The 26,340-nt window shown below is 74.3% G+C and carries 31 protein-coding genes; 16 read left to right on the forward strand and 15 right to left on the reverse strand.

Features of this window, described 5'->3' with window-relative positions:
* The first annotated feature begins 30 nt into the window (after positions 1–30).
* Positions 31–441 (forward strand): NAD(+)--rifampin ADP-ribosyltransferase, encoded by a 411-nt coding sequence (gene arr, locus KJP73_RS15330; RefSeq protein ID WP_213283740.1) that lies wholly within the window; start codon positions 31–33, stop codon positions 439–441.
* Here arr and KJP73_RS15335 read toward each other — a convergent pair.
* Entirely contained in the window at positions 434–1,909 is a 1,476-nt protein-coding gene (locus tag KJP73_RS15335) for an MFS transporter (protein WP_213283741.1), read from the reverse strand. The two genes, arr and KJP73_RS15335, sit on opposite strands and share 8 nt — an antisense overlap.
* Positions 1,910–1,993: 84 nt before the next feature.
* A complete protein-coding gene (locus KJP73_RS15340; protein ID WP_213283742.1) occupies positions 1,994–3,253 on the reverse strand; it encodes an amidohydrolase family protein in 1,260 nt (419 codons plus the stop codon).
* A gap of 128 nt (positions 3,254–3,381) precedes the next feature.
* Between KJP73_RS15340 and KJP73_RS15345 the strand changes: the two genes are divergently transcribed.
* On the forward strand, positions 3,382–4,056 hold the full coding sequence (locus KJP73_RS15345; protein WP_213283743.1) for a TetR/AcrR family transcriptional regulator: 675 nt from the start codon (positions 3,382–3,384) through the stop codon (positions 4,054–4,056).
* 42 nt (positions 4,057–4,098) lie between these two features.
* On the opposite strand, the gene KJP73_RS15350 is transcribed toward KJP73_RS15345, so the two are convergent.
* Entirely contained in the window at positions 4,099–5,478 is a 1,380-nt protein-coding gene (locus KJP73_RS15350; protein ID WP_213283744.1) for a DHA2 family efflux MFS transporter permease subunit, read from the reverse strand.
* Positions 5,475–5,993, reverse strand: a complete 519-nt coding sequence (locus KJP73_RS15355; protein ID WP_213283745.1) for a PadR family transcriptional regulator — start codon at positions 5,991–5,993, stop codon at positions 5,475–5,477. The genes KJP73_RS15350 and KJP73_RS15355 overlap by 4 nt, the downstream gene beginning before the upstream one ends.
* Positions 5,994–6,066: 73 nt before the next feature.
* On the opposite strand from KJP73_RS15355, the gene KJP73_RS15360 reads away from it, so the two are divergent.
* The 3 genes from KJP73_RS15360 to KJP73_RS15370 are packed head-to-tail and all read left to right on the forward strand — an operon-like array spanning position 6,067 to position 8,696.
* Positions 6,067–7,002: an oxidoreductase gene (locus KJP73_RS15360; RefSeq protein WP_249669437.1), complete on the forward strand. Its 936-nt coding sequence runs from the start codon at positions 6,067–6,069 to the stop codon at positions 7,000–7,002.
* 60 nt (positions 7,003–7,062) lie between these two features.
* Entirely contained in the window at positions 7,063–7,572 is a 510-nt protein-coding gene (locus KJP73_RS15365; protein WP_213283746.1) for a sigma-70 family RNA polymerase sigma factor, read from the forward strand.
* On the forward strand, positions 7,569–8,696 hold the full coding sequence (locus KJP73_RS15370) for a hypothetical protein (protein ID WP_213283747.1): 1,128 nt from the start codon (positions 7,569–7,571) through the stop codon (positions 8,694–8,696). Before KJP73_RS15365 ends, KJP73_RS15370 begins: the two co-directional genes overlap by 4 nt.
* A 51-nt stretch (positions 8,697–8,747) precedes the next feature.
* Here the strand turns inward: KJP73_RS15370 and KJP73_RS15375 are convergent, their stop codons facing one another.
* The gene (locus KJP73_RS15375; RefSeq protein ID WP_249669438.1) at positions 8,748–9,179 is read right to left on the reverse strand and encodes a YkvA family protein; all 432 of its coding nucleotides are present in this window, start codon (positions 9,177–9,179) and stop codon (positions 8,748–8,750) included.
* A 46-nt stretch (positions 9,180–9,225) separates the two neighbouring features.
* Positions 9,226–9,690 carry a MarR family winged helix-turn-helix transcriptional regulator gene (locus tag KJP73_RS15380; protein ID WP_213283748.1) on the reverse strand — a complete coding sequence of 155 codons (465 nt, stop codon included), beginning with the start codon at positions 9,688–9,690 and terminating at the stop codon, positions 9,226–9,228.
* 119 nt (positions 9,691–9,809) lie between these two features.
* Between KJP73_RS15380 and KJP73_RS15385 the strand changes: the two genes are divergently transcribed.
* Positions 9,810–10,919, forward strand: coding sequence for an alkene reductase (locus KJP73_RS15385; RefSeq protein WP_213283749.1), 1,110 nt, complete (start codon positions 9,810–9,812; stop codon positions 10,917–10,919).
* Between the two features lie 62 nt (positions 10,920–10,981).
* Here the strand turns inward: KJP73_RS15385 and KJP73_RS15390 are convergent, their stop codons facing one another.
* Positions 10,982–11,479: a MarR family winged helix-turn-helix transcriptional regulator gene (locus tag KJP73_RS15390; protein ID WP_213283750.1), complete on the reverse strand. Its 498-nt coding sequence runs from the start codon at positions 11,477–11,479 to the stop codon at positions 10,982–10,984.
* Between the two features lie 120 nt (positions 11,480–11,599).
* Here KJP73_RS15390 and KJP73_RS15395 point away from each other — a divergent pair, with 120 nt between their 5' ends.
* The gene (locus KJP73_RS15395; RefSeq protein WP_213283751.1) at positions 11,600–12,391 is read left to right on the forward strand and encodes an SDR family NAD(P)-dependent oxidoreductase; all 792 of its coding nucleotides are present in this window, start codon (positions 11,600–11,602) and stop codon (positions 12,389–12,391) included.
* Between the two features lie 18 nt (positions 12,392–12,409).
* Here the strand turns inward: KJP73_RS15395 and KJP73_RS15400 are convergent, their stop codons facing one another.
* Positions 12,410–13,027, reverse strand: coding sequence for a VanZ family protein (locus KJP73_RS15400; protein ID WP_213283752.1), 618 nt, complete (start codon positions 13,025–13,027; stop codon positions 12,410–12,412).
* 147 nt (positions 13,028–13,174) lie between these two features.
* Between KJP73_RS15400 and KJP73_RS15405 the strand changes: the two genes are divergently transcribed.
* Both KJP73_RS15405 and KJP73_RS15410 read left to right on the forward strand, forming a co-directional pair.
* Positions 13,175–14,155: a phosphotransferase enzyme family protein gene (locus KJP73_RS15405; protein ID WP_213283753.1), complete on the forward strand. Its 981-nt coding sequence runs from the start codon at positions 13,175–13,177 to the stop codon at positions 14,153–14,155.
* 142 nt (positions 14,156–14,297) lie between these two features.
* Positions 14,298–14,996, forward strand: coding sequence for a hypothetical protein (locus KJP73_RS15410; protein ID WP_213283754.1), 699 nt, complete (start codon positions 14,298–14,300; stop codon positions 14,994–14,996).
* Positions 14,997–15,088: 92 nt separating this feature from the next.
* Here the strand turns inward: KJP73_RS15410 and KJP73_RS15415 are convergent, their stop codons facing one another.
* Positions 15,089–15,700, reverse strand: a complete 612-nt coding sequence (locus KJP73_RS15415) for a TetR/AcrR family transcriptional regulator (protein WP_249669447.1) — start codon at positions 15,698–15,700, stop codon at positions 15,089–15,091.
* A 113-nt stretch (positions 15,701–15,813) separates the two neighbouring features.
* Between KJP73_RS15415 and KJP73_RS15420 the strand changes: the two genes are divergently transcribed.
* Positions 15,814–16,605, forward strand: a complete 792-nt coding sequence (locus KJP73_RS15420; protein ID WP_213283756.1) for an SDR family oxidoreductase — start codon at positions 15,814–15,816, stop codon at positions 16,603–16,605.
* Positions 16,598–17,041, forward strand: a complete 444-nt coding sequence (locus KJP73_RS15425; protein WP_213283757.1) for a nitroreductase/quinone reductase family protein — start codon at positions 16,598–16,600, stop codon at positions 17,039–17,041. Before KJP73_RS15420 ends, KJP73_RS15425 begins: the two co-directional genes overlap by 8 nt.
* A gap of 21 nt (positions 17,042–17,062) precedes the next feature.
* On the opposite strand, the gene KJP73_RS15430 is transcribed toward KJP73_RS15425, so the two are convergent.
* Both KJP73_RS15430 and KJP73_RS15435 read right to left on the reverse strand, forming a co-directional pair.
* Positions 17,063–17,560 carry a hypothetical protein gene (locus KJP73_RS15430; RefSeq protein WP_213283758.1) on the reverse strand — a complete coding sequence of 166 codons (498 nt, stop codon included), beginning with the start codon at positions 17,558–17,560 and terminating at the stop codon, positions 17,063–17,065.
* Positions 17,557–18,249: a helix-turn-helix transcriptional regulator gene (locus tag KJP73_RS15435; protein WP_213283759.1), complete on the reverse strand. Its 693-nt coding sequence runs from the start codon at positions 18,247–18,249 to the stop codon at positions 17,557–17,559. The genes KJP73_RS15430 and KJP73_RS15435 overlap by 4 nt, the downstream gene beginning before the upstream one ends.
* 70 nt (positions 18,250–18,319) lie before the next feature.
* Between KJP73_RS15435 and KJP73_RS15440 the strand changes: the two genes are divergently transcribed.
* Positions 18,320–19,057, forward strand: a complete 738-nt coding sequence (locus tag KJP73_RS15440; protein WP_213283760.1) for an alpha/beta fold hydrolase — start codon at positions 18,320–18,322, stop codon at positions 19,055–19,057.
* Positions 19,058–19,127: 70 nt separating this feature from the next.
* Here the strand turns inward: KJP73_RS15440 and KJP73_RS15445 are convergent, their stop codons facing one another.
* On the reverse strand, positions 19,128–20,105 hold the full coding sequence (locus KJP73_RS15445; RefSeq protein ID WP_213283761.1) for a phosphotriesterase family protein: 978 nt from the start codon (positions 20,103–20,105) through the stop codon (positions 19,128–19,130).
* Between KJP73_RS15445 and KJP73_RS15450 the strand changes: the two genes are divergently transcribed.
* Entirely contained in the window at positions 20,052–20,708 is a 657-nt protein-coding gene (locus tag KJP73_RS15450; RefSeq protein ID WP_213283762.1) for a CGNR zinc finger domain-containing protein, read from the forward strand. The genes KJP73_RS15445 and KJP73_RS15450 overlap by 54 nt on opposite strands.
* 71 nt (positions 20,709–20,779) lie before the next feature.
* Here the strand turns inward: KJP73_RS15450 and KJP73_RS15455 are convergent, their stop codons facing one another.
* The gene (locus KJP73_RS15455; RefSeq protein ID WP_213283763.1) at positions 20,780–21,268 is read right to left on the reverse strand and encodes a winged helix-turn-helix transcriptional regulator; all 489 of its coding nucleotides are present in this window, start codon (positions 21,266–21,268) and stop codon (positions 20,780–20,782) included.
* A gap of 82 nt (positions 21,269–21,350) precedes the next feature.
* Between KJP73_RS15455 and KJP73_RS15460 the strand changes: the two genes are divergently transcribed.
* On the forward strand, positions 21,351–22,541 hold the full coding sequence (locus KJP73_RS15460; protein WP_213283764.1) for an MFS transporter: 1,191 nt from the start codon (positions 21,351–21,353) through the stop codon (positions 22,539–22,541).
* A 93-nt stretch (positions 22,542–22,634) separates the two neighbouring features.
* The gene (locus KJP73_RS15465; RefSeq protein WP_213283765.1) at positions 22,635–23,228 is read left to right on the forward strand and encodes a GNAT family N-acetyltransferase; all 594 of its coding nucleotides are present in this window, start codon (positions 22,635–22,637) and stop codon (positions 23,226–23,228) included.
* 93 nt (positions 23,229–23,321) lie between these two features.
* On the opposite strand, the gene KJP73_RS15470 is transcribed toward KJP73_RS15465, so the two are convergent.
* Both KJP73_RS15470 and KJP73_RS15475 read right to left on the reverse strand, forming a co-directional pair.
* Positions 23,322–24,530, reverse strand: a complete 1,209-nt coding sequence (locus KJP73_RS15470; RefSeq protein ID WP_249669439.1) for a glycoside hydrolase family 26 protein — start codon at positions 24,528–24,530, stop codon at positions 23,322–23,324.
* Between the two features lie 226 nt (positions 24,531–24,756).
* Positions 24,757–25,275 carry a MarR family winged helix-turn-helix transcriptional regulator gene (locus KJP73_RS15475; protein ID WP_213283766.1) on the reverse strand — a complete coding sequence of 173 codons (519 nt, stop codon included), beginning with the start codon at positions 25,273–25,275 and terminating at the stop codon, positions 24,757–24,759.
* Between the two features lie 113 nt (positions 25,276–25,388).
* On the opposite strand from KJP73_RS15475, the gene KJP73_RS15480 reads away from it, so the two are divergent.
* Positions 25,389–26,327 (forward strand): NADP-dependent oxidoreductase, encoded by a 939-nt coding sequence (locus tag KJP73_RS15480; protein WP_213283767.1) that lies wholly within the window; start codon positions 25,389–25,391, stop codon positions 26,325–26,327.
* Positions 26,328–26,340 lie beyond the last annotated feature (13 nt).

Below are 26,340 nucleotides of genomic sequence, written 5' to 3' on the forward strand. Positions count from 1 at the left end.
CGTCCCGTGCGGCCGCCCTACGCTGTCCGGATGAGCCGAGCGCTGGACGACGGGCCCTTCTTCCACGGCACGAAGGCCGACCTGCGGACCGGTGACCTGCTCACGGCGGGCTTCCGGTCGAACTACCGCCCCGAGGTCGTGATGAACCACGTGTACTTCACGGCGATCTCCGACGGCGCCGGGCTCGCCGCGGAGCTCGCCGCCGGCGACGGCGCACCCCGGGTGTACGTGGTCGAGCCGACCGGGCCGTTCGAGGACGACCCGAACGTCACCGACAAGAAGTTCCCCGGCAACCCCACCCGCTCCTACCGCAGCAGCGCACCGCTGCGGGTGGTCGGCGAGGTCACGGACTGGACCCGCCTGACGCCCGAGGCGCTGGCGACGTGGCGGCGGCGCCTGAGCGCGCTCCGGGACGACGAGCGCGGCGAGATCATCAACTGACCGCGCCTCGGGCACCCCGGCCGCTGCGGCTGCGCACGAGGCCGCACACCACCAGCGCGCCGGCGAGTGCAGCGAGCACCCCGCCGGCGACCGGGACGACGCGGTCGAACTGCCCGGCCTGCGCTCGCGTCCAGGCCGCGGTGGAGACGTCGCCCGTCATGAGCGTGGCCAGGACGGTCCCGCTGACGGCGATGCCGGCCGCGGTGGTCACCTGGACCGCGGTGTCGACCAGCGCGGCGCCGATCGTCGTCCGGTCCGCCGGCAGGCCCCGCATGACGTTCGTTCCGGCCACGACCCCGTTGACCCGCATGCCCGCGGCCACGAGGACGAGGGAGACCGCCACCCAGCCGTAGCCGGCCGTCCCGAGCCCGGCGTAGACGGCCAGGCCGAGGACGACGGTCACGGCGCTGACCGAGGCCGCCCGCTCCAGGCCGAGCCGCTCCATGACCGGACGGACGAGGAAGCCGCCGCCGATCAGCACCAGCACCTGCGGCAGCGTGCCGAGGGCGGCCTGCGCCGGCGTCCAGCCCCACGCGAGCTGCAGCTGCAACGTGACCAGGTAGCCCAGGCCGGCCGTCGCGAGGCCCGTGGCGGCCTTGAACGCGAGCCCGGACGACACCAGGGGGCGCGCGATCAGCGGCAGGTCGATCAGCGGGTGCCGCGCCGAGCGCTCGCGCCCCACGAACGCGAGACCCGCGCCGACGGCGCCGGCGGTGGCCGCCCAGGGCAGCCACGCCGGGACGTGCGTCTCGACGAAGAGCGTCGGCGCCACGAGCGTGAGGACGATCGCCGCGGTGCCGAGGAGCCCACCGGGGACGTCGACGGGCGCGCGGTGCAGCTCGGCCGGGTCGTCGGCGGCGACACCGCGGCGGATGCAGGCGAACGCCAGAGCCGCGACCGGTGCGTTCACGAGCAGCAGGACCTGCCACGGGGCGAACGCGAGCGCGAGGCCGCCGGCAGCGGGACCGAGCCCGAGGCCCACCAGCCCCACGGTGGAGATGACGGTCGTCGCGCGGACCCGCAGCGCGTCCTCGTCGAACAGGCGGAACGCGAGGGCCAGCGAGCCGGGCGTGGTCATGGCCGCGGCCACCCCCATGCCGGCGCGGACCGCGACCAGCTGCCCGGTCGTCGTGACGAGCGCGGCGGCCAGACTGGCCACCGCGAGCAGGACCAGCCCGGTCAGCATGACCCGACGCCGTCCGACACGGTCCGCGAGGGCGCTGATGGTGAGCATCAGGCCGCCGAAGACCACCGCGTAGGCGCCGGTGACCAGCTGCAACGACGCGGCGGAGGCGTGCAGGTCGCGGCCGATGGTCGGCAGCGCGACGTTCAGGATCGAGTTGTCGAGCATCTCGACCAGGAACACGGCCGACAGGCCGAGCAGGGCGACCCACGCCTCGCGCAGGTTCCTCGGGGGTCGATCGGGGGTGGCCGTCGCGGCGACGCGCGGGTGCTGCTGTGCGGACATCGGGGTGCACTCCTTCGAGGAAGAAGTGGCGACTCACCCGAGACCGCGTGCGCGCGCCGACCCGTACGGGACGGCGTTTTTCCTTCAGACGACCGCGAGCGTACCCCCGTCGCCCAGCAGGTGCCCGCGGCGCCAGACCGCCCGGATGCCGAGGCTGTCGCCGATCGTCGTGGTCGGGTCCCCGTCGACGAGCAGCAGGTCCGCGCGCTTGCCGGGTGCGATGCGCCCGCGGTCGGCGAGGCCGAACCGCCGTGCGGGGGTGCTGGTGGCGGCACGCAGCGCCTCGACCGGGGTCAGACCCGCACGCACCAGGTACTGCAGCTCGTGGTGGACGCTGGCCCCGTGGGCGAGTCCGCCCATGAACGGCAGCGGGACCGAGGCGTCGGTGCCGACCAGCAGGTCGACCCCGGCGTCGTGCAGCGCCTTGACTGAGGCGAGCACGTCGTCCAGGCGCCCCTGCGGGTAGCGGTCGAAGCTCGAGCGGAGCGTCCGCAGCCAGGCGTCGCCGAGCCGCTCCGACACCCGGGGGTCGGCGGCGAGCTCGGCACCCGTGACGCCCATCATGGACGCGTCCAGCACGACGCACGGGACGACGAACGCGCCGGACGCCGCGATCAGGTCGATGATCTCGGGCGTGTGCGGGCGGTCCATGAACAGGTGGACCAGGCCGCCGATCCCGGCCTCGACCGCCATCCGGGTGGCGTCCACGGTGAGGGCGTGCGCGACCGTGAGCATGCCCGCGCGCCGGGCGGCGGCGACCCCCGCCTCGAGGGTCGGGCGGTCGAGGGCGGGCAGGCCCGGGTGCCCCTCGACCGTGCCGTCGTCGACCATGAACTTGATGTAGTCGGAGCCGGACGCGACGAGCCGCGGGACGAACGCGACCGCCTCCTCGGGGGTCGTGACGAACGGCATCACCGGGGGCGCCTGGTCCCCGGCCGCCCCCGCCGCGCCCGCGCCGGGCGGGGGGCCCGGGCGGAAGCCGTCGGGGAACAGCTCGGACGGGTGGCCGCCCGGGGGAGTGAGGGCGAACCCGGACGAGCGCACGTCGGCGACGGTGTCGTCCTCCTCGATGCCGGCGCGGTTCGGGCGGGTGTGGGTGCCCTGCATCTCGAGCTGGGTCGTCACCCCGAACCGCAGCGCGAGGGCGAGGCTGTCCCGGTTGGTGTGCACGTGCGCGTCGAACAGGCCGGGCAGGACCGTGCCACCCCCGGCGTCGACGACCCGTGCGCCGGGGTCGGGCTCACCGCCGACGGCGGTGATGGTCGTGCCGTCGACGGTCAGGCTCCTGGCGGGCAGGACGACCTCGCCGTCGAAGATGCGGACGTTCGTGAGGTGCGTGCTCATGCGGCTCTCCTGGAGCTCGGGGGTGCGTCGCGGGTGGGTGCGACGTTAACGAACATGTTCGTCACGAACAAGTTCGGCACGCCGGTCGTGGTCGCGCCCGGCCGGTCGCCGCCCGTAGATTGACCGCCATGCCTGCACCTCGGAGCCGCCGCGAGCGACCGGCCAAACCGGCGCTCACCAGGGAGGGGATCGTCGACGCCGCCGTCCGGCTGATGGAGCAGGAGGGCCTGGAGCGCGTCACGATGCGGCGCCTGGCGACGGAGCTGGACACGGGAGCGGCGTCGCTCTACGTCTACGTGGCGAACACGGCGGAGCTGCACGCGGCGGTCCTCGACCGGCTCCTGGCCGAGGTCGACCTCCGGGCGGCGGGCGCGCGGGGGTGGCGGGAGCGGCTCGACGCCGTCGTCGGGAGCTACACCGACGTGCTCCAGGCGCGACCCGCGCTGGCCCGGTCGGCGATGGTGACCCGGCCCAACGGCCCGCACTACCTGGACCTGGTGGAGACGCTGCTCGCCCTGCTGGAGGAGGGCGACGTCCCCGCCGCGCAGGCGGCGTGGGGGGTCGACCTGCTGCTGCACAACGCGACGGCGATGGCCGCCGAGCACGCCGCCGGCCCGGACGACCGGCAGGCGGCCCGGGAGTGGGACCGGCTCGGTGTCCTGCTCACCCACGCCTCGCCCGAGCAGCACCCGCGCGTGCACGCCCAGGCGCAGCACCTGCTGTCGGGCACCCCCGACGAGCGCCGGCGCTGGCGCCTGCAGACGCTGGTCAACGGCATCCTGGCGACGCCCTCCGACGGCTAGGACGACGGCGGCCGCGCGTACGGTCCCTGCCGTGCCGGCTGGTCAGCCTCGCGACAGCGCCCGGGCGAGGACGCCCGCCGCGACGGCGAGCCCGACGAGCACGACGCCCACCTCGTGGAACGCGGCGAGCGCGGCCGACCCGTCGCCGCCCGCCGCGGCGATCGAGCCGAGCACGCTCACCCCGACCGCACCACCGAGCCGCTGGACGATGTTGTACAGGGTGTTGCCGTCGGCGAGCTCGCGCTCCTGGAGCGGTGCGAGGAACGCGCTGAGCAGCGGCGTCGTGACGAACCCCGCGGCGAGAGCGCGGCCGCAGAGCATGATCGCGGTGGCCCACAGCGGCGTGTCCTGCGTGAGCAGCAGCATGACCCCGCTCGACGCGGCCAGCACCGCGAACCCGAGCGTCACGAGGGTGCGCAGCGGCAGGTGCTCCGAGATGCGCTGGCCCAGCGCGGTCCCCAGCCCCATGACGACGCCCTGGGGGAGCAGGGCGACCCCGGTCGCCAGCGCCGAGTGGCCCTGCACCTGCTGGGTGAACACGGGCATGAGGAACACGGTGCCGAAGGCGATGACCGACGCGAGGACCTGGAGCGCCAGGGCGAGGACGGACTGGCCGCCGCGGACGACGTCGAGCCGCACGGCGGGGGACTCCCGGCGCACCGCCCACCGGACGTAGGCCGCGAGCAGGAGGACGCCGACGGCGAGCAGGGTGAGGGGCTGCGCCCGGCCCCACCCGTCCGCCGCGCCGCGGGTGGCGCCGAGAAGCACCGCGACCAGGCCGCCGGAGAGCAGGACGAACCCCGCCGGGTCGAACCGCGTGCCGCTGCGGGAGCGCTCACCGACGTCGCGCAGCCGCAGGGCGAGCAGCAGCCCGACGGCACCCACCGGCACGTTGACCAGGAACACCCACCGCCACCCGCCGGCGCCGATCAGGAGACCGCCGAGCGAGGGCCCGAGCGCCGGGGCCAGGAACAGCACGACGGCCGCCGACACGGGGACCGTGCCGCCACCGACGCCGTCCTTGCCGAGCAGGATGCTGAGGGCGAGCGGCACCAGGGGAGCACCGACGAAGCCCTGGACGACCCGGGCGGTGACGAGCAGCTCGATCGTCGGGGCGAGGGCGCACACCGCCGACACGACGACGAAGCACGCCATGCTCACCAGGTAGACCCGCATCGTGCCGAACCGGCGCGAGGCGTACGCCGTGAGCGCGAGGCCCACCGCGAGCGACAGCAGGTAGCCGGACACGACCCACTGGACGGTGTCGAGCCCGACCGCCAGGTCGTGCGCGATGTCCGGCACCGCGACGTTGACGATGCTCGAGTCGAGCATGCTCAGCGCGGGCCCGACGAGCAGCCCGTAGCGCGCGACCGTGCCGAGCGTCGTGCCGGTGGTGCGTGCGTCCTCGCCGGCGACGGTCACGGCCGCTCCGCCTCGGAGCGCAGGGCGTCGAGCCACCGCAGCTCCTGCTCCAGGCGGTCGACGAGCTGCTCCTGCGCGCGGCGGCGCCACGGCCGGGCAGGTCCCGGCGCCGGCCCGGCGAGCAGTCCCTGCACCTGGGCGAGCGCCTGCTCGACGACCTCGCGTCGCACGCCGAGGACGTCGAGCCGTGCCGGGACCGGCAGCTCGTCGAAGAAGCTGACGCGGAGCAGGAACTCCTCGTCGTCGTCCGCGAGCTCGCGGGGGAGCGTCGACACCAGGTCGATCAGCAGCGCCCGGCCGGACTCCGTGATCGTGTAGACGTTGCGCGGCGGGCGGCCCTCCTGCTGCTCCACGGCCTTGGTCACCGCGCCGTCGCGCTCCAGCCGCCGCAGCGCGGGGTACAGCGCGTTGTTGTTGACCGGCGCGATCGAGGGGCGCCGGATCCGGTTCTTGAGCTCGTAGCCGTGGACCGGCCCGCCCCGCAGCACGCTGAGTGCGTAGATCTCCACCGTCATTCGTCCACCGTAACCTAGGTCGAACTGGACGGACCCGGATGTCCCCCGAACGGACGTCGGTAGGCTCGCGGGCGTGACGCACCTGGTCGGGGACATGGACGGGACCTCGCTCCACCCCGCCGGCCGGCAGCCGCGGTTCGCGGTGATCGGACCCGGCGCGATCGGCACCACCATCGCCGCCGCCCTGCACGAGCGAGGCCGGACCCCGCTGGTCGCCGGCCGCACGCCGGCGCGCGAGCTCCGGCTCGAGTCCGAGCAGGGGGACGTGGTCGTGCCCGGACCGGTCCGCACCGACCCGGACGGCGTTCGCGAGCCGGTCGACGTCGTCTTCCTCGCGGTCAAGGCGACGCAGACGGCGTCCGCCACGCCCTGGCTCGCGGCGCTGTGCGGTCCGGGGACTGTCGTCTGCGTGCTGCAGAACGGCGTGGAGCAGGTCGACACCGTGACGCCGCTCGTCCGCGGAGGCGTCGTCGTGCCGGCCGTGGTCTGGTTCCCTGCGGTCCGCGAGCCCGGCGGCGCCGTCCGCCTCCTGGCCGACCCGCGCCTCACCGTGCCGGACGCCCCCGGGTCCGCGACGATCGGCGCTGCGCTGGACGGGACCCGCTGCGCGGTGGAGGTCGCCGCCGACTTCCCGACGATGGCGTGGCGGAAGCTCCTGCAGAACGCGGCGGCCGGGCTCATGGCGATCACCGGCCGGCGTTCGGGCGTGTTCCGCCGCGAGGACATGGGCGGTCTGACCCTCGCCTACCTCGCCGAGTGCCTCGCGGTCGCGCGGGCGGAGGGCGCACACCTGGGGGACGACGAACCCCGGCGGATCCTTGACGCGTTCCGAGCGTCCCCGGCCGACCGGGGGACCTCGATCCTCGCCGACCGCGAGAACGGGCGACCGCTCGAGTGGGACATCCGCAACGGCGTCGTCCAGCGACGCGGCAGGGAGCTCGGCATCCCGACGCCGATCAGCGACGTCCTGGTGCCGCTGCTCGCCGCCACGAGCGACGGGCCGGGCTGAGGACGACGACGCTCCGCGGCGCCGACCCAACGTTTCAGCGGGCCCACGACTTGTAGAGGCATGAGACCGACACGGCGGGACGAGCCGCCGCCCGACTTCGCGGCCTGGTACGCCACCGAGCTGCCGCGCACCTGCCGCACCCTCACGCTCGCCGTGGGCGACCCGGGGCTCGCCGAGGAGGCCGCCGCCGAGGCGTTCGCCCGCGCGCTCAACGCCTGGGACGCCGTGAGCCGCATGGACCGCCCCGCGTCGTGGGTGTACACGGTGGCGCTGAACGAGGTCCGCCGCACGTGGCGTCGCGCGCCGCTCGAGCGCCGCTACGTCGCGCGGCTGCGGGACGAGCGCGTCCCACCACCCGCCCCGCCCGACGACGCGCTCTGGCGCGCGGTCGCCGCGCTCCCGCCCCGCACGCGCACCGCGGTCGCGCTGCGCTACGTCGCCGACCTGACCGAGCCGCAGGTCGCCGACGCCATGAACATCTCCCGCGGCACCGTCGCGTCCACCCTGTCCGACGCCCGCCGGCGGCTCGCCGCCGCGCTGGGCCCCACCCGTGAGGAGCTCGCCCGATGAGCACCGACCCCCTGTCCCGGCTCGCCGACCTCGAGACGGCCAGCCCCGTCCCCGACCTCGCGGCGGTGCAGCGCCGTGCCCGGGCCCTGCGGACGGCCCGCCGACGCACGCGCCTGACCGTGGGGACGGTCGGCCTCGCCGCCGTGCTGACGGTCGGCGGCGTCGTCGTGCCGCAGCTGGGCGGACAGACGCCCGGAGTGCCCGGCGCGCCGGCCGTCGCCCTGGCGCTGGGCGTCGCACCCGCTCGCGCCTCCGACGCGGCCACCGGCTGCGGCTCCGGCTACGCCGAGTGGGCCGACCCCGACGAGTGGGCTGCCGACAGCCGCGTCACCCGCGCGGCGACCCTGCTCGGGGACGCCCCGTGGCCGCTCGCGAGCGTCGGCGTGCACGGCCAGACCATGGACTGCCCGGACGCCATGCCCGTCGCGGTGCTGCTCGACACCGACCCGCTGCGGGGGATCGCCGTGTACGCCGACGTGGCGGACCCGTTCCCCGCCGGCACCGACGGGGTCACGGACGTCAGCGTCCGAGGCGTCGACGGGCGGCTGCGTGACCTCGGCGCCGGCATCCTCATGACCTGGGTCGACGAGGCCGGGGTCCGGTGGCTCGTCAACGGCAGCGGGATGACCGCCGACGACCTGGTCGCCGTCGTCGACGGGCTCGCCGTCGACGGCGTCCACGTCGACGCCGCGTCCGCACCCGCCGCCTACGAATGGGTCCCCGTCCCGGACGGACCCGCCGACCGCACCACGCGCACCTGGTGGGTCACCTACGGCGAGACGGCGTCCGTCGAGAGCTCCGACGGCACGGCGGAGCCGCCCCGCGGTGGCGGGGTGGAGCTGCAGGCACAGCTCGCGACCGCACCGCCGGAGGTCGCGGTGAGCTACTGGGCGCAGGAGACCGTGCTGGTCGACGTCGGCGGTCACCGGGCCGTGTTCAGCCCCTGGGGCGACCCCGACTCCGACGTGGGCGGGTGGCTGAGCTGGCAGGCCGACGGTGTCCGCTACACGGTGTCGGGCGCGCTGCCGGTCGAGGAGCTCGCGGACCTCGCCCGCCGCACGGTGCCCGCGGACGTCACGGACCCGCGGTTCGCGGGACTGCCGGTGCTGCCGGGCGTGAGCTGATCGGCGCCGGCGGAGCCCGCGCGGCCCTCCTGACGACCGTGCCCGCGGTGGTCAGGAGGGCGCCTGCGCCCCGGGGGCCGGCAGGCGGGCGAGCCGGCGCACCGCGGCCAAGCCGTCGGCGCTGCCCGGCCAGTGCCGCTCCAGCGCCCCCGCGCCCGAGCGCCGGACCACCGCGCGCAGCACCAGCGCGACGACCACCGCGTCGTCCGCGAAGCCGATCACCGGGATGACGTCCGGCACCAGGTCGAACGGCAGGGCGAGGTACGCCATCAGCAGCCACAGCCGGACGCGGACGCCGCGGGGGAGCGAGGGGTCCCCGGCGAGCCGGCGGACCAGCCGCAGCACGTCGGGCAGCAGCCGCAGCGCCTCACGCGCCGCGCCCTCCTCGGGGCGCCCGACCCACAGGGCGACGACCAGCGCGAGCCACAGGAGCAGGACGCCGCCGGCGACGGCCAGCGTCCAGGTCACCAGTGCGTGGTCCACGGGGTCGAGTGTCGGGGTCAGGGCGCGTCGTCCGCGACCCGGAGCGTCACGGCGCCGGGCGGTCGATGGCCTCCGCGGAGGTCAGGTTCGCCTCCAGGTCGGCGAGTGCGGCGAGGATCTCCGTGACGCGGTCGCCGGGCAGATCGCCGGCCGTGGTCCGCTCGAGGGTCGCCCAGGCGTCCGAGACCTTCTGACGGAGCGCGAAGGCGGCCTCCGTCGGGTGGACGATCACGACGCGGCCGTCGGTGGGCGACGGCTCGCGCCGGACGAGCCCGGCCTTGGCGAGGCGGGCGATGCTCCGCGCCATCGTCGGCGCGTCGGAGTCGAGGGTCTGGACCAGATCGACCTGACGCTGCGGCCCGTCCCGCCACAGCGTCATGAGCACGAGCTCCTGCCCGGGTCGGAGCCCGGCGTCGCGGAGCAGGCGGCCGGCGAGCGCCTTGTGGAGCCGCGCCAGCCTAAACACGGCGTAGCTCAGGGGGTGCTCGTCGAGGCCCGTCGGTTCGTCCACTCCAGGAGCGTACGTGCTCACCGCCACGCGGTCGGTCCCGGAAGTTGTTCGAACAGGGAATTTCCCGCGCCAGTAGTTGTTCGGCTAAGTGTTCTGGTCCCACGACAAGGAGCACTCCGATGACCGACCGCCCGACCACCGCCTTCCAGCCGATCACGGCGGGGAGCCTCCAGCTCCGCAACCGCGTCGTCATGGCGCCCATGACGCGCAGCCGCGCGTACGGCAACCGCGCCACCGCGGAGATGGCCACCTACTACGCCCAGCGCGCCGGCGCCGGGCTCATCGTCACCGAGGGCATCCAGCCCAGCCCCGTCGGGCAGGGCTACCCGGACACGCCCGGCCTGCACGCGCCCGAGCAGGTGGAGGCGTGGCGCGTCGTCACCGACGCGGTGCACGCCGCAGGCGGCGCGATCGTGGCCCAGCTGATGCACACGGGGCGGGTGGGGCACCCGAGCACCACCGAGGCGGCCGGCCACGGGCCGCTGACGCCCGTCGGGCCGTCGGCCGTGCGGGCGGCCGGGCAGGTCTTCACCCCGACGGGTCTGCACGACCACGTCACTCCTCGTGAGCTCACCGAGGACGACATCGCCGCCACGACCGCCGACTTCGCGTCCGCGGCCCGCAACGCGGTCGCCGCCGGGTTCGACGGGGTCGAGGTCCACGGCGCCAACGGCTACCTGCTCCACCAGTTCCTGTCCACGAACGCCAACCGGCGCACCGACCGGTGGGGCGGCAGCCCGGAGAACCGGGCCCGCTTCACTCTCGACGTGGTCGCCGCGGTGACCGAGGCCGTCGGCGCGGACCGCACCGGCCTGCGCATCTCCCCGGCCAACGGCCTGGGGGACACCGTCGAGTCCGACCACGTGCAGACGTACACGCACCTCGTGCGCGAGCTGAGCCGGTACGGGCTCGCCTACCTGCACCTGGTCGAGGCGGGCGACCCGGACCTGACGCCCGTCGTGCGCGACCTCTGGCCCGGGGTGCTGATCCTGAACCCCGCGACCCCGGACCCGCTGGACCACCCGAGCCGCCTGGACCTGGTCGAGCGGGGTGCTGCCGACCTGATCTCGTTCGGCCGGCTGTTCATCGCCAATCCCGACCTCCCCGACCGGCTGGCGACCGGCGCGGCCCTGATGCTCCCGGACATGTCCCGGGCCTACGGCGGCGACCACCGCGGCTACACCGACTACCCGACCCTGACGGCCTCGGCATCAGCAGCGACCGTCTGATCAGACCCCTCTCGAGACACGACCCGGGTGGCTGCGGTGGCTCGCCGCAGCACCCGGGGCCGTCACTGCGGTCGCCAGCCGCCGTCGTCCCGGACGGCCCGGCTGATCCGCTGGCTGATCTCCCGCAGCTGCCGGGCCTGCCGCGCCGTGAGGCGGTCGAGGACGAGCCGGTGGACGACTTCCACGTGGCCGGGCGTCGCGCTCCGCACCTTCTCCGCCCCGAGGTCGGTGAGGACGGCCAGGGTGTAGCGCCCGTCGGCCGGGTCCGGTGTGCGGCGCAGCCAGCCCTGGGTCTCCAGCCGGGTGGCCGCGCGGGACAGCCGCGACAGGGTGCTGTTGGCGTATCCCGCCAGGACGCTCATCCGCAGCGTGCGGTCGGGCGCCGTGGCCAGCGCGTACAGGACGCCGTACTCGAAGTGGGAGAGCTGCGCGTCGCGCTGGAGCTGGCCGTCCAGCGCAGCCGGCAGCCACTCCAGGACCGTCGCCAGGGCGGCCCACGTCTCGAGCTCCTCACCCGTGAGCTCCGTGGGCGCGCTCGTGGGGGCATCGGGGTCCGGCATGGCGGTCAGCCTACGCGGACACGGCCGCCGATGGTGGTGTGATGACTTGCCCAAGCAAGTGCTACGTTCGTCTGCAGCACTTGCTTGGGCAAGTGAGACGACGGGAACGGGAGAGCAGCGGTGGATCTGGATCTGGTGGGGAAGCGGGCGTTCGTGAGCGGGTCGACGCAGGGCATCGGCTACGCGATCGCCGAGGCGCTGCTGGCCGAGGGGGCGGAGGTGGTCGTCAACGGGCGGAGCCAGGACCGGGTGCAGACGGCGGTGCGTTCGCTCGAGGCCGCCGTCCCGGGCGCCACGGTCTCCGGTGCCGCGGCCGACTTCGCGGACCCCGCACAGGTCAGGCGGCTGCTCGGGTCGCTGGGGGAGGTCGACGTCCTCGTCAACAACGTGGGCGTCTTCGGCGTCGGCGCGTTCGAGGACGTCGCCGACGAGGAGTGGCAGCGGTACTTCGACGTCAACGTCATGAGCGGCGTGCGCCTCTCCCGGCACGTGCTCCCGGGCATGCTCGCGCGCGGCTGGGGCAGGATCATCTTCATCAGCAGCGAGTCCGGCGTGGACGTGCCGTCCGACATGCTGCCCTACGGGATGTCCAAGGCGGGGACGCTGGCACTCGGCAACGGCCTGGCCAAGCTCACCCGGGGGACCGGCGTCACCGTGAACACGATCCTCGGCGGCCCGACGTACTCCGACGGCGTCGCCCGGGCCGTCGAGGACATCTCCCGCGCGCAGGGCGTGCCCGTGGACGACATGAAGAGCGCGATCGCGGCCTCGAACGCGACCTCGCTGCTGCAGCGGTTCATCGAGCCGGCCGAGATCGCCAGCCTCGCCACCTACCTGGCGAGCCCCGTCTCCTCCGCCACCAACGGCGCCGCCCTGCGCGCCGACGGAGGAGTCCTCACGACGATCCTCTGAACCCGTGGGCCGCAGCGGTCAGGCGCCCGTCTTCCGCACGGCGGCACGGGTGCTCGCCGTGGTGGCGCTCGTGCTCGCGGCCGGGTCCTCGGGGCCGGTGCCGTGCCAGCGGAAGCGCTCGACGAGGGCGGCGGCCCAGGGCACGCGCGTGACCGCGGCGAGCAGGAGGTAGCCGGCCGCGCCGCCGACGACGTTGAAGACCAGGTCGTTGACGTCAGCGAGGTGCCCGCCACCCAGCAGGTGCGCGGTGACGAGCTGCGTCACCTCGATCCCGAGGCTGACGCACGCCGCCGCCGCCACGGTCCGCCACCACGAGGGCCGCACCATGAGCAGCGGCACCAGCATCCCGAGCGGGACGAACACCACGATGTTCATCACCGCGTCGGCCATCTCGTACCCCGCCAGAGGCACCAGGGCCAGGTGGTCGCTCCAGGGCGCGCTGCCGGCGGGCTTGTCCAGGAAGACCGGGAAGACCGTGTTCGCCACGATCCCCGCCGCGTACACGCAGAGCGCGAGAGCGAGGGCGGCGCGCGGGACCGAGAGCCGCCCACGCCGCGCGAGGGACCACAGCAGCACCGCCAGGGTGGCTGCGGCCAGGGGGACGACGACCGGGAGGACGGGGACCTGGCGGAACACGGGCGGACAGACCTCTCGGGCAGGATGCGGCGGCGGCACGTACCGACGACGAGCCAGCGTCGCAGTGACCCGCGGAGACGTGCATCCACCTGGGGTCGGACATCGTCGTCAGGTGGCCGGCTCGGCCGGCGAGCTAGGGTCGGCGCCGTGCGGGATCCGTCGCTGACCATGCTGTGGGAGCCCGTCGACGCCCGCGCGGCGCTCTCGCACCGCTTCGGTCTCGACTCGGCCGCCGCGGCCGGTGCCCACGTCGCTGCCGCGGTCGCCGACCACTGGGACCTCCGCACCACGTGCGAGCGCGTGGTCCTCAGCGACCAGAACCTGCTGGCGTGGGTGCACGGCGACGGCCGGACGTTCGTCGTCAAGGCCTGTGCCGCGGAGCCGTCGTTCGCCCGGCTCGCTGCCGTCGCGGACGTCGTCGCCCTGCTCGGCAGCCAGGGACTGCCGGTGGCCGCGCCGTTGCCGGCGCTGGACGGCTCGCACCGCGTGGTGGTCGACGGGCCCGTGCGGCTGTCGGTGTTCGTCATGCCGCTGGTCGTGGGGCGGTCGCTCGACCCCCGGGACGCCACCGCCGTGCGGGCGACCGGCGTGGCGCTGGCCCGGATGCACCGCGCGCTGGCCGGGATCGACGTCGAGCTGCCCGGGCCCGTGCCGCCGGCCGTGGCCGGGGTCGCCGACCCGCGGCCGGTCCGGGCGCTGCCGGACGGCGCGCCCGGGCGGACCCGCGCACCGCGAGCCGCCGCGCGGTTGGACGCGCTGCTCGCCGACCTGCCGGACCTCGACGTCACCCCGACGCTCCTCCACGGCGACGTGCGGGGGGCGAACGTGCTCATCGCCGACGGCGGAGCAGCGGTGCTGCTCGACCACGACACCATGGGGCTCGGGCACCGCGTGCTCGACCTGGCCCGCGGGGCCGCGACGATCGCGACGCAGTTCCGCGCCTGGGACCCGCCGCCTCCCGGCGCGCGCCGTCACCTGGTCGACGGGTACCGCGAAGCTGCTCCGCTGACGCCGGTCGAGGAGCGGTGGCTCGAGGCCGCGCTGCTCGCGGAGGGCCTGCGCCACGTGCCGGCGGGCGACGACCCCACGGGCTGGGCGGCGGCCGTCGAGCGCGACGTGGACGCGTAGGGGGCGACTCGGTCGAGCGGGTGGGCTGACGCCGTCCGCCTGCGCGGACCTGCGAGATCACCGCGTGGACGTCGTGTGGACGTCCTGCTCGGGCCGGCGGAAACCGCCGCCCCGGCAGCGGCGAGCCCCTAGCGTCCCGCGCATGGGCGTCCTGAGAGAACCGGACCCGGACCTGCCGGCAGACCCGCGCCGGGCGACGGTCCTGCTCCGTTGGTCCCGCGTCCTGCGGTGGTCCGCCGCCGCGATGCTGCTCCTCCCGGTCGCGGCGGCGGCGTGGGCCGTCGAGATCCGCGAGCCCGTGGTGGTGGCCGCGTGGTTCGTCGCCAGCCCGCTCGTGGTGGGCCTCGCTCTCGCCGTGGCCGCGACGGTCGTCGCTCTGGGCGCCGCCGCCGTCGGCCTCGCCGCGCAGGAGGTGGGGGCGCCTCCGGGCAGCCGACGGTGGTACGTGCGGTGGCCGGTCAACACCGCCAAGCTCGCACTGCTGCTCGCCGGGTGGGCGGGGGCTGGTCTGGCGTTCCTCTTCGGCCTCGGCCTGGGCGATGCCCATCTGCTGCGCCCGACGAGCGCGGGGGGTTGCCGGGTGATCGTGGTCGAGCGTGCCTACGGCGGCGTCGACGTCTACGCCGCCCCGGCGGGCGCGTTCCGGTCCCGGCCCGTGGAGGACGTGTACGACTCCGGCTGGGCTCCCGTCTCGCTGGGCACGTACGACCTGACGTGGGACGGTGAGACAGCTGACCTCGTCCTGCGCGGCATGTCCTTCTCCCTCCGGCCGGAGGACGACGCACCTGCCCGGGCGGTCGTCGACTGCGAAGCGCTCTCGCGCCGGGAGGGCAGCGCGTGACGGCCACGTCTCGTGCCCTGACTCAGGACCGCCTCGCCGACGCGCCGACACGGTGAGCTCGACACTGTGCTGTCCGGGAGGGGCGCGAGCCGCTAGCGCGTCGCGTACCGCGCCGACATGGTCAGCGCCGCCTCCTCGACGGCACGGGCGACCGCGTCGGCCCCGGGGTCCCAGTCGAGCAGGAACATCCGCGGCCACAGCACGAAGTTCGAGATCATGCCCATCATCTGGGTGGCCGCCATCGTGGGGTCCTCGACAGACAGCGTCCCGGCTCGGGCGGCGGCCTCGAGGTAGCGACGCACCTCCTCGAAGAACGGCAGCTTCCCGAGGTCGAACTGCCGGCGGCCGAGCTCCGGCGATGACGGCGCCTCGCTGATGACGAGGCGGAACAGGTCGGCCATCCCCGGCCGGCTCAGCAGCTCGGCGTACACGGTCCCGAGTGCTCGGATGCCCGCCTCCGGGTCGGCGGGATCGAGGTCCGCGGTGAGCTGCGTCCGGGGCGTCCACACGTCGTCGACGATCGCGTCGAACAGCGAGTCCTTGGTGGGGAACTGCTTGAACAGCGTGGACTTCGAGACCTGCGCGGCCGTGGCGACCTGCGCGAGGGAGGTGCGCGCGAACCCCTGGCTCCCGAAGAGCGTGGTGGCTGCGGCGAGGATCGCGGCCCGCTTGTCTGCGGCGACGCGCTCGTGGAACGACGACATACCCGGCACGGGCCTCAGCGTACCGGTGCGCGAGTCGCTTGACTCGCCTCACGCGACGGGTGCACGCTTCGTGGGGCGAGTCGGTCGACTCGCTGCACGTGGAGGGAACCACCATGGGAACGCGCTACAGCGAGGACGTCGTCCTCATCACCGGAGCCACGGGCGGGATGGGTTCGTCCCACGTCCGCGGCTACCACGCCGAGGGCGCACGCGTCGTCATCGCGGGCCGCCGCGACGACGCGGGGGAGGCGCTGGCCCACGAGCTCGGGGCACGCGCCGCGTTCGTCCACCTCGACGTCACCGAGCCCGACCACTGGTCGCGTGCGGTCGAGGCGACCGAGGCGGAGTTCGGGCCGATCTCCGTCCTGGTGAACAACGCCGGCCTGCAGACGCCACCGGCGCCGATCGAGCACACCGACCCCGCCGACTGGTCGCGCGCCCTCGCGGTCAACGCCACCGGTGCCTTCCTCGGGATCCGGGCGGTGGCGCCGTCGCTCCGCCGCGCCGGAGGTGGCTCCGTCGTCAACATCGTCTCGACGATGGCCCACGTCGGCACCGCCCTGTTCGCGCCCTACACCGCCGCCAAGTGGGCGGTCCGGGGGCTGACCCGCACCGCCGCGCTGGAGCTCGGCCGCGACCGCATCCGGGTGAACTCGGTGCACCCCGGCGTCGTCTCCACGCCGTTCGTCCACGACCCGGTGCCCGGCTCCGACGTCGCGATCGCCGACGCCTACTCTCCGGACGCCTTCGCCGTCCCGCGCCTGGCCGAGCCGCGCGAGGTGACCGACATGCTGCTGTGGCTGACGTCCCGCGAAGCCACCTTCGTCACCGGCGCGGAGTTCGTGGTCGACGGGGGCCTGCTCCTGGGACCTGCGCTGCCGGCAGGGGAGAGCGCCCGTGCCTGAGCCCGCCGCCGTCAAGGCGGCCCTGTCGCTCGGCCGGTCGTCGAGCGCCGCGGCACGCACGATCGACCTCACGACCACGGGAGCGCGCTCCGGGCGCCCGCGCAGGATCGAGATCTGGTTCTACCGGGCCGGCGACGAGCTGTACCTGAGCACCGCGCCCGCGCGGCGGGACTGGTACGCCAACATCCTCGCCGACCCGAGGATCGTCGTGCACCTGAAGAACGGCGTGCGGGCCGACCTGCCGGCCACCGGCGTCGCCGTCACCGACCCCGCCGAGCGCGCACGGGTGCTCCGGGAGATCGTCGACGAGCTCCGGCACCCGGACAACCGCGGCGGGGTGCAGGACGTGATCGGCTCGGCCGACGACTGGATCGCCGGGAGCCCGCTGGTGCGCATCGACCTGGACGACCTGTCGCTGCTGCCGGGTGACCGGTAGGACCAGGCTCACGCTGCCGTTCTAGGGCACCCCCTGCCACGCGTCGTCATCCAGGAACGTCGTCAGCGAGACGAGCAGGACGCCGGACCCGGCGCGCGACATGTGCGCACCGTCGACGGGGACCACGTACACCCTCTCGATGCCGCTGCCCTCGAGCTCCCTGCTCCGCCGCATGAGGCGGTCCGCCTCTCCACCGGTCGGCGTCAGGGCCGTGGTGATGATCGTCTCGCGCTGCTCTCTGATCCACGTCTGCGCATCGGACTCCCACGAGTCGTCGCCGACGAGTGTCAGCACACCCGTGCCCCCGCTGGGCCAGAGGTCGGCCTTGTCGACGAGCGCGCGGTATCGCGCCACCCAGACGTCCTCCGCACCCGGAGGTGGTGGCACCGGCTGGGGCGCCGAGACGATCTGCGGCACGTCGGGAAGGACGTCGAGGGCGAGGGCTGCTCGAACGTAGAGCAGCTCGAGCAGCGCGACCGGCAGGTCGAACGTGAGCCGGGCGGAGCGGGTACGTCTCATGGTGTCTGCACGGACCGCGCCGTCGGCGGGGGAGTGCCGACCTCCTCGACGCCGTGGTCACCGCAGGGGGACGTGGTCACGCTGGCGTGCTCGATCCGCGTCACGAGGAACCAGCGGATGTCGCTGCGCAGGCGGCACCAGCCGATCAGGTACCACCGGCCGCTCCTCGACCCGAACATGATCGGCTCGACGTCACGGGTCGACGTGCTGCCGTCGCCCGCGACGTACCGGATCCGCACGACGCGCTGCTCGGCCATCGCCTCCTCGAGCGCGGACCGGATCGCGCGCGACGACGACGGGGGCGCGTCCACCCACACGCGGCCCGCGAGATCGTCCGCCTTCTTCCGGGTGGCGGGGTCCAGGACGTCCAGGATCTTCCGCACGCCGGCCGACGCGAGATCCGCGTAGGGGGCGTCGGAGGCGGCGGAGACGGCCGCGAGCAGGGCGACCGCCTGGGCGGGGGACAGGCTGATCGGCGGAAGGTTCGCCCGAGCGGCGAGACCGTACCCACCACCGGGCCCCGGACGCGACCAGATCGGCGCACCGCTGCTCTCGAGCGCCGCGAGATCCCGCTTCACCGTCCGCACCGACACCCCGAACTCCGCAGCCAGGCGCTCCGCGGTGCACCCGCGGGACCCGTGACGGCGCAGCATCTCGGACAGCGCGTGCAGCCGCTCTGCCCGCCTCACGGTCGGCCCCCGGAATTCATGTCAGAAATGGTGACATACCGCTGTCCTGCGGGCTTGCGAGCATCGCTGCATGACGAGCACGACGAGCACGACGAGCGAACCGACCATCCTCCTCATCGCCGGCCACTGGCTGGGGGCGTGGGCCTGGGACGAGGTGGTGCAGCACATGACGGCCGCCGGCAGGCGAGCGGTCCCGATGACGCTCCCCGGCCTCGACCCGACCGACCCCGAGCGCGCGTCCAGAACACTGGACGACCAGGCAGCGGCGATCGAGCAGGCCATCGACGACGCCGGGGCCGGGCAGCCGGTGGTGATCGTGGCGCACAGCGGAGCGAACGCCCCGGTCAGCCTCGTGCTCGACCGGCACCCCGAGCTCGTGCGCCGCGTGGTCTGGGTCGACAGCGGGCCGGTCGCGCCCGGGACCGTCTTCGCCCCGGACGACCTGGACGAGCTGCCCCTGCCGCCCTTCGAGGTGCTGCGGGAGCAGGCGAGCCTCGACGGCTTGAGCAACGACAGCCTCGACCGCTTCCGCGCGCGAGCCGTCCCGCAGCCGGGCCCGGTCCTCCGCCAGCCGGTCGAGCTGACCGACGACGCCCGTCTGCGGGTCCCGACGACGCTGGTGTGCTGCTCGATCCCGGGTGCCCAGGTGATGGAGCTGGCCGGCGCCGGTCACCCCGTGTTCGCCGAGGTCGCGAAGCTCGAGCACGTCGACGTCGTCGACCTTCCGACCGGCCACTGGCCCATGTGGAGCCGCCCGGAGGACCTGGCCCGCCTCCTCGCCACGGCAGCGAGCTCCGAGGTCAGCTGAACCGGACGTCCCGCCGAGGGGGCCGGCCGCGCAGGCCGGCACCCTCGGTCCCCACCGCGGGCGTCATGCGTCACGCGTCCTGAGCGTGAGGTGGGCGGCGAGTGTCGTCCGGAGCGTGCACACCGCCGGCTCGCTCGTCGTACGCAGCGTCCTCGTGAGGCTTGAACGCCCAGGCTCGCGCCGGGTTGGCGCCGAGCGCGAGCTGCGCAAGTGCGACGTCGATGGCGTGGGGTCCGGTTCGCGTCCACTCCAGCAGGCCCGCAGCGTCGCGCCCCGTGGCGAGCGCGGCAGCGGTGGTGGTGTCGGCGCCGAGCAGGATCTGGCCGGCGTAGCCCTCGCTCGCGAGCAGCTCGACCTGGGCGCGAAGTCCCTGCGTGGTCGTGCCGTACGACGGGGCGGGGCTGTCGAGGCAGAGCCACGCTCCGCTGGACGCTGTCTCGAGGAGCTCCTGCAGGTCGGGATTGCGGCCGAGGTGGCCCAGGACGACTTTGTGAGCGGCCACGCCTTCCTCTCCCAGGATCCGGAGGACGCGTTCCGCGCCGGCGCCACCTTCGAGGTGGACGGCGATCGGCGCCCCGGTGAGCACTGAGGCGTGAGCGGCGGCGAGGAGGCTCTCGCGCTCGTCGTCACTCAGACTCCCGGGGCCGGTGCCGACCTTGACCAGCCCGCAGCGGCGTTCGGTGATGTCGCGGACGAACCAGTCGGTGAGGTGCTCGCTGTCGAGCTCCGAGATCGACGCGCTCGCGGGGTAGACCTCACGCCGGTGCCGTCCCGTCGCCGCCACGATCTGGACCCCGGTCGCCAGGCTGAGGCGTCGCAGGTCGTCGAGACGCCGACCCAGTCCGGCGGGGGTCCACTGGACCACGGTGCGGCCGCCGGCCGCCTGGAACCGGGTGAGCTGCTCGCGGGCTCGGGCGAGGTCGTCGAGCTCCTGGCCGGCCAGGAGCGGGGTGCGGATGAACAGGTGGTCGTGGGAGTCGGTACTGCCCACGGTGTGGGGGGCCACGTCGGCGAGGACCGTGCGGACGACGGCATCCGGGTCGTCCATCACCGCTCCTGGTCGTCTCGGCACATCCGCTCGGCGGATCTTAACGGCCGAACCGTGACGATGTGCGGCATGGGTGACCGGTTCCGTACCGACGGCGGCGCGACCTGGTTGAACCTGCTCGCGACGCGCGGGCAGTCGTTCGGGGCCCGCCCGGTGGAACGGCTCCCCGACGTCGCGTCGGCGCGTGACTGGCTGACCCTCGTCGGCCTGCCTCCCGCCGAGGACCCGACCGAGAGCGACCGGGACGAGCTCGTCGCGCTCCGTGAAGCACTGCGCGAGCTCGCCATGGCCGCCGTGGAGCAGCGCCCACCCCATGAGCAGGCACGTGCGTCGGTGACCGCGACGGCCGGCGCTGCCGGTGACGGCGCCCTCAGCCCGAGTGCCGAGCCCGTCAGCTGTGCGCTGGCGCGTGCGTCGATCGCCGTCCAAGCACTCGTCTCGGTGCGCGGGCCGGACCGCGCCTCCTTGAAGGAGTGCGCCGAGTCCGACTGCCGGTGGGTGTTCCTCGACCCGTCCAGCCGTCGGCGATGGTGCCCAGCACCGGCGTGCGCGTCACGAGGCCGGGTCCGAGCCCACCGCGCCGCGGCGTCCTCGTCGGGCTGAGCCGCACCACCGTCGCGACCCGGGGAGTGGCCGCCCGCCCCAGGCCGTCGGCGACTCGCGCAGCGGCGTGGTCAGCCCGGGATGCCCTGGGCCTGGAGCCGCGCGGGATCCCCAGCGACGGAGACGACGCGGGTGTTGCGGCTCGTCAGGGGAGTGCCGTCGACGCCGACGGGCACAGCGGGAGCGACGGGGGCGCCCTGTGCGTCGACGAGCGTCGAGTGGGCCTCTCCCTCCGCGAAGGCGTGTCGCTCTCCCCAGTGGCGAAGCGCGAGGACGACGGGAAACAGGTCCTCGCCGGCTGCCGTGAGCTCGTAGTGCTTGCGCTTGCCGGAGGGCGCGTCGACCTGGTCGACGAGCCCGGCGGCCGACAGCTTGCGGAGCCGGTCGGTGAGGATGTTGCGCGCGATGCCGGTGCGCTTCTGGAAGTCGGTGAAGGTGCGCGCGCCGTCCATCGCGTCGCGGACGATCAGGATGCTCCACCGGTCGCCGACCACGTCGGCCGCCCGGGCGACGGGGCACTCCGGGTCCGTCCACCGCGCACTGCCGTTCGGCTCGGACATGACGCCTCCCAAGAGTTGCGATTCGCAACCATCGTGCTCTACGGTCCATTGAGTATCGATTTGCAACCATTGTAGGGGTGCCGTGACGCTCAGGACCAAGACACTGCTGGCCGTCATCTGCGCCGTCGCGGTGGCGGCCGTGTACGCGGCTCAGCCCATCCTCGCCGACATGGGCCGCGGCCTCGGCGTACCGACGGACGTGCTCGGCTGGCTCGTCGCCGCGGGGCAGGTCGGCTACCTGGTGGGCCTGGTCCTCCTGGTGCCGCTCGGTGACCTCGTCGACCGCAGGCGTCTGATCGCGGTGCACCTGGTGGTGGTCGCCATCGGGCTGCTGACGGTCGCGGCCGCCCCCGTCGCCTGGGTCGCCTTCGGTGGCCTGGCGCTGTCCGGCCTGTTCGCCGTGGTCGTGCAGACCACCGTCGCCTATGCCGCCGCCGCATCTGCGCCGGGCGAGCGCGGCCGCACGCTTGGTTTCGTGACGTCGGGAGTCGTCATCGGCATCCTCGGCTCCCGGCTGCTGGCCGGGGGAGTGGCGGACCTGTGGGGGTGGCGCAGCGTCTACCTCACCCTGTCGGTGGTGGCGGCGTCGCTGGCAGTGGCCGCGCTCCTCCTGCTCCCTGCTGCCGAGCGGTCACCCTCGCGGCGGTACGCCGACCTGCTCCGGGAGGCCGGCCGGCTGTTCGTCGACCCGGCGTTCCTGAGCCGAGGACTGATCGCGTTCTTCCTCTTCGCCTCGTTCGGGACGCTGTGGAGCGGGATGGCCCTGCCGCTGTCCGGCGCACCGTGGCACCTGACCCAGGTGCAGATCGGCCTCTTCGGTCTCGCCGGCCTCGCGGGTGCCCTCGGTGCCAGCCGTGCCGGCCGGCGGGCGGACGCCGGGCAGGCGAACGCGGTCAGCGGCATCGCCCTGGCGGTCCTGCTCGCCTCGTGGATGCTGATCGGGCAGCTGCCCTGGACTCTGACCCTGTTGACGATCGGCGTGATCGCGCTCGACTTCGCGGTGCAGGCCGTCCACGTCGGCAACCAGCACCTCCTCGTGGCCCGGCACGCCGACCGCGTCTCCACGACGATCGGCGCCTACATGGTCTTCTACTCGCTCGGCTCGGCGACCGGCGCGGCGAGCACGACCGCGGTCTACGGCGCGGCGGGGTGGGCCGGCTGTGCCCTTCTCGGCGCGGTGTTCGCCGGCGCGGGACTGCTCACCTGGGCGCTCGGCGTGCCTGCCGTGCGTGCCGCCCGGACAACTCACCCCCGAGCGACCGTCGGAGCGTGAGCGTGGACCCCCGAAACCCGCCCGCTCGAGGATGATGACCGCAGATCGTCGCCGAGCCACCGGCCCGTCACCCCACCCAGCAGGAGCACCGGCATGACCACCGTTCGCGGCGACACCACTCGCGGCCTGGACCACGCACTCACCACCGAGCGCCTCCGGCTGCGGCCGGCCACCGTCGAGGACGTCGACGCCACCTGGACCTTCCGGCAGCTCGAGACCGTCAACGAGTGGCTCACCGGCTGCCCGCCCGACCTCGACGGCTACAGGGCGCTGTTCACCGACCCCGAACGGCTCGCGACCACCGTCGTCGTCGAGCTGCTCGACGGCACCGTCATCGGCGACTTCATGCTCCGCCGCGAGGACGCCTGGGCCCAGCTCGAGGTCACCGACCGGGCGGCGGGCACCCAGGTCGAGCTCGGCTGGGTCCTCGACCCCCGCTACAGCGCCCGCGGGTACGCGACTGAAGCGGTCCGCGCGATCGTGAGCTACTGCTTCGCCACCCTCGGGGTCCGCCGTGTCGTCGCGAACTGCTTCCTCGACAACGAGGCCTCCTGGCGGCTGATGGAGCGCGTGGGGATGCGTCGGGAGACCCACGCGGTCCGTGACGCGCTGCACCGCTCCGGCCAGTGGCTCGACAGCGTCGCCTACGCGCTGCTCGCCGACGAGTGGGATCCGACAGGCCCTTGACCGTCGAGCGACTCGAACGTCTACCGCCGGCGTCCCACGACCACTACTGGCACCTCTGGGTACCCCGTGTGGTCGTCCTCGCGTCGGCGGCCGTCAGGGGGTCGCGTCGCGCTGTCCGCACGCCGCGACGTCCGGTGCCTGCCGCACCCAGTCCGGCAGGTCGGCGCGGAACGCCGCGGCCACGTCGGGGTCTCCGCTGAGCGACCAGCGCACGTCGCCACCGACCTCCACCTCGTACTTGTCCCAGTCGAACCAGTCGACCAGCCGCAGCGTGGGCACCCGCTCGCGCACGTCCTCCGACAGGATCTGGCGCCACCACGCCTGCTTGATCGCCATCGCGGTAGCGGCGTCGGCACCGGCGGTGACGAACGCCGCGGTCTCGGGAATCGCCAGAGGCTTGCCGCGGGCCTGCGCGTAGTCGGCCGCGAAGTCCGGCACCGCGGACTCGTCGCCCGCCGCACCGACGTAGGAGCCGGTCAGCTGGTCGACGAACTTGTCCGGCTCCGGCACCTCGTCCTCGCCCCAGGGGTACGCGTCGCCCCAGTGGTAGAGCGACATCCCGACCCAGTCCACCGCGTCGTCGCCGGGGTAGTAGGGGGCGTAGGGGTCGTCGACCGCGGTCACCGCACCGTCGCCGTCGGTGTCGAGCACCACGTGGTCGGCTGTCCCCGGCTCGACCTTGTACTGCCCATCGGGGAACGGGTACCCGCCGCCGTAGTTCGGCGCCCACAGGGTCTCGGTACCGGGTGCACCTTCGTGCACGGCGGCGGCCACCCGGCGGAACGTCTCGACGTAGGCAGTCGGCTGCTGCCCCCACGCGTACCAGGAGCCGTTCATCTCGTGGGCGAAGCGCAGCAGCACCGGGACGCCCGACTCGTTGATCTCCACGAGCAGGTCGACGAGGTCCGCGACGACCGCGTCCGTGACGGCGCCCAGCCCGTCGGCGGGCTCGAGCGTCAGCACCAGCACGCCGCCCGGCCCGGCCACCTGCTCGGCGGCGGCCCGCACGTTCGCGACGTCGGTCTCGTCGAGCGGCACCGTGCTGAAGGACACCGCGGCCGCCGGTTCGATCCCGGTCCTCTCCGTGAACTCCGTCAGCGTCTCGCTGCCCCAGTCGGGGTTGACGCCGACCGCCACGCCGTCGACGGGCAACGCCTGCGAGGGGAGCGCGGCGGCGCACCGCTCCGCCGCGGGCGTCGGCGACGGAGCGTCGCCCGGGCCGGGGGAGCACGCCGTGACGAGGGCCGCGGCACCCAGGCCGGCGAGCACGGCGCTGGTCGCGGTGCGGGTACGACGGGTCACAGAACCAGCTCCTCGCGAGGGACGGGACAACCCCCCGATCGTCACCCGCTGCGCGCGACCGCGCGAGATGGGGCGGCGGCCGCTCCGGCGTCGGCCGTCGCTGAACCCGCGGCCCCCGCCCGGGGAGGGTGGCGCCGTCGGCGTGGTCCATCAGGTGCGGTACGCAGTCCGATCTGACATAACGTCCATTATCGGCGTTCGCTCGGGATGAGTCCGAGGTCCGGAGTCAGCTCTCGTCGGCCCCAGCGGCAGCCTTGCGCCGGCGCGACGCCGCCGACCGCGGCGGGGTGCGGCGCATGTGGTCCCGCGCGCGCCCGAGGATGTCGGTGAGCGTCTCGATGTCCTCGCGCGTCAGCGGCGCGAGCAGCAGGTCGTCGACGACGGCCACGTGGCCCGGCATGACGCCGGCGAGGACCGCGCGACCCTCGTCGGTGATGCTGACGGTGACGCTGCGCTCGTCGTCGAGCGCCGGCGCGCGGACGACGAGGCCGCGCTTCTCGAGCGCCTGCGCCTGGTAGGTCAGCCCGCTGCGGCTGTAGACGACGCCGTCGGCCAGGTCCGTCATCCGCCGGCTGCCCTGCGGCGCGTCACCCAGCGTGGCCAGCAGCTGGAACTGCACGTAGCTCAGCGCTCCGGCCTCCTGCAGCTGCTGCTCGACGGTGTGCCTGAGCAGGCTGCTCGCCTCGATGAGCGCGAAGTACGCGCCGAGCTCGGTGGCATCCAGGGACCGCGGGGTCGACGTCATGTCGTGAGTGTACCGGTGCTTCGAACCCGTAGTACTTGCTTCTGATTCGAAGCAGTACTAGCGTCACCGGTACTTGCTTCGAAACCGAAGCACATCGCGGACGGAGAACGACCATGAAGGCAGTGCGCTTCCACCAGACCGGTGGCCCCGAGGTCCTGCGCTACGAGGACGCCCCCCAGCCCGTGCCCGGCGCCGGGCAGGTGCGCGTCCGGGTCGCCGGCTCGGCGTTCAACCCCGCCGACGGCGGGATGCGCGGCGGGTTCCTGCCCATCCCGGTCACGCTCCCCCACATCCCCGGCTACGACGTCTCCGGCACGGTCGACGCGCTCGGCGAGGGGGTCGACGGCCTCGCGGTCGGCGACGCCGTCGTGGGGTTCCTCCCCATGGCGACGGACGGCTCGGCCGCCGAGTACGTCGTGGCGCCTGCCGACGCGCTGGTGCCGGCCCCGACCCGCATCCCCCTGGCCGACGCGGCCGGGATGCCGTCCGTCGGGCTCACCGCCTGGCAGGCGCTGTTCGAGGCCGGCGGGCTGGAGGCAGGGCAGCGACTGCTCGTCAACGGTGCCGGCGGCCCCGTGGGCGGGTACGCCGTGCAGCTCGCGAAGCGAGCCGGTGCCCAGGTCGTCGCCACCGCGAGCCCGCGCAGCTGGGACAGCGTGCGCGCCGCGGGCGCCGACGAGATCGTCGACCACACCACGACCTCGCTCCTCGACGCGGTGGCCGAGCCGGTCGACGTCCTGCTCAACCTCGCACCCATCACCGCGGAGGACTTCACCGCCCTCGTCGCGCGGGTGCGGGACGGCGGCGCGGTCGTGTCCACGACGCCGATGGTCCCCACGCCCGGCGACGAGGAGCGCGGGGTGCGCGCCGCGACGGTCTTCGTGCACCCGGACGCGGACGTGCTGTCCCGGCTCGTCGCCCTCGTGGACAGCGGGGAGCTGCGCGTCGAGATCGCCAGCAGGGTGCCGCTCAGCGAGGTCCCCGCGCTCCACGAGCTGGCGGAAGCCGGTCAGGTGCACGGCAAGGTCGTGATCCTCCCGCCGGCCGCGTGACCACGGCGGGCGG

The sequence above is a fragment of the Cellulomonas hominis genome, assembly GCF_901521055.1.
GTDB classification, from domain to species: domain Bacteria; phylum Actinomycetota; class Actinomycetes; order Actinomycetales; family Cellulomonadaceae; genus Cellulomonas; species Cellulomonas endometrii.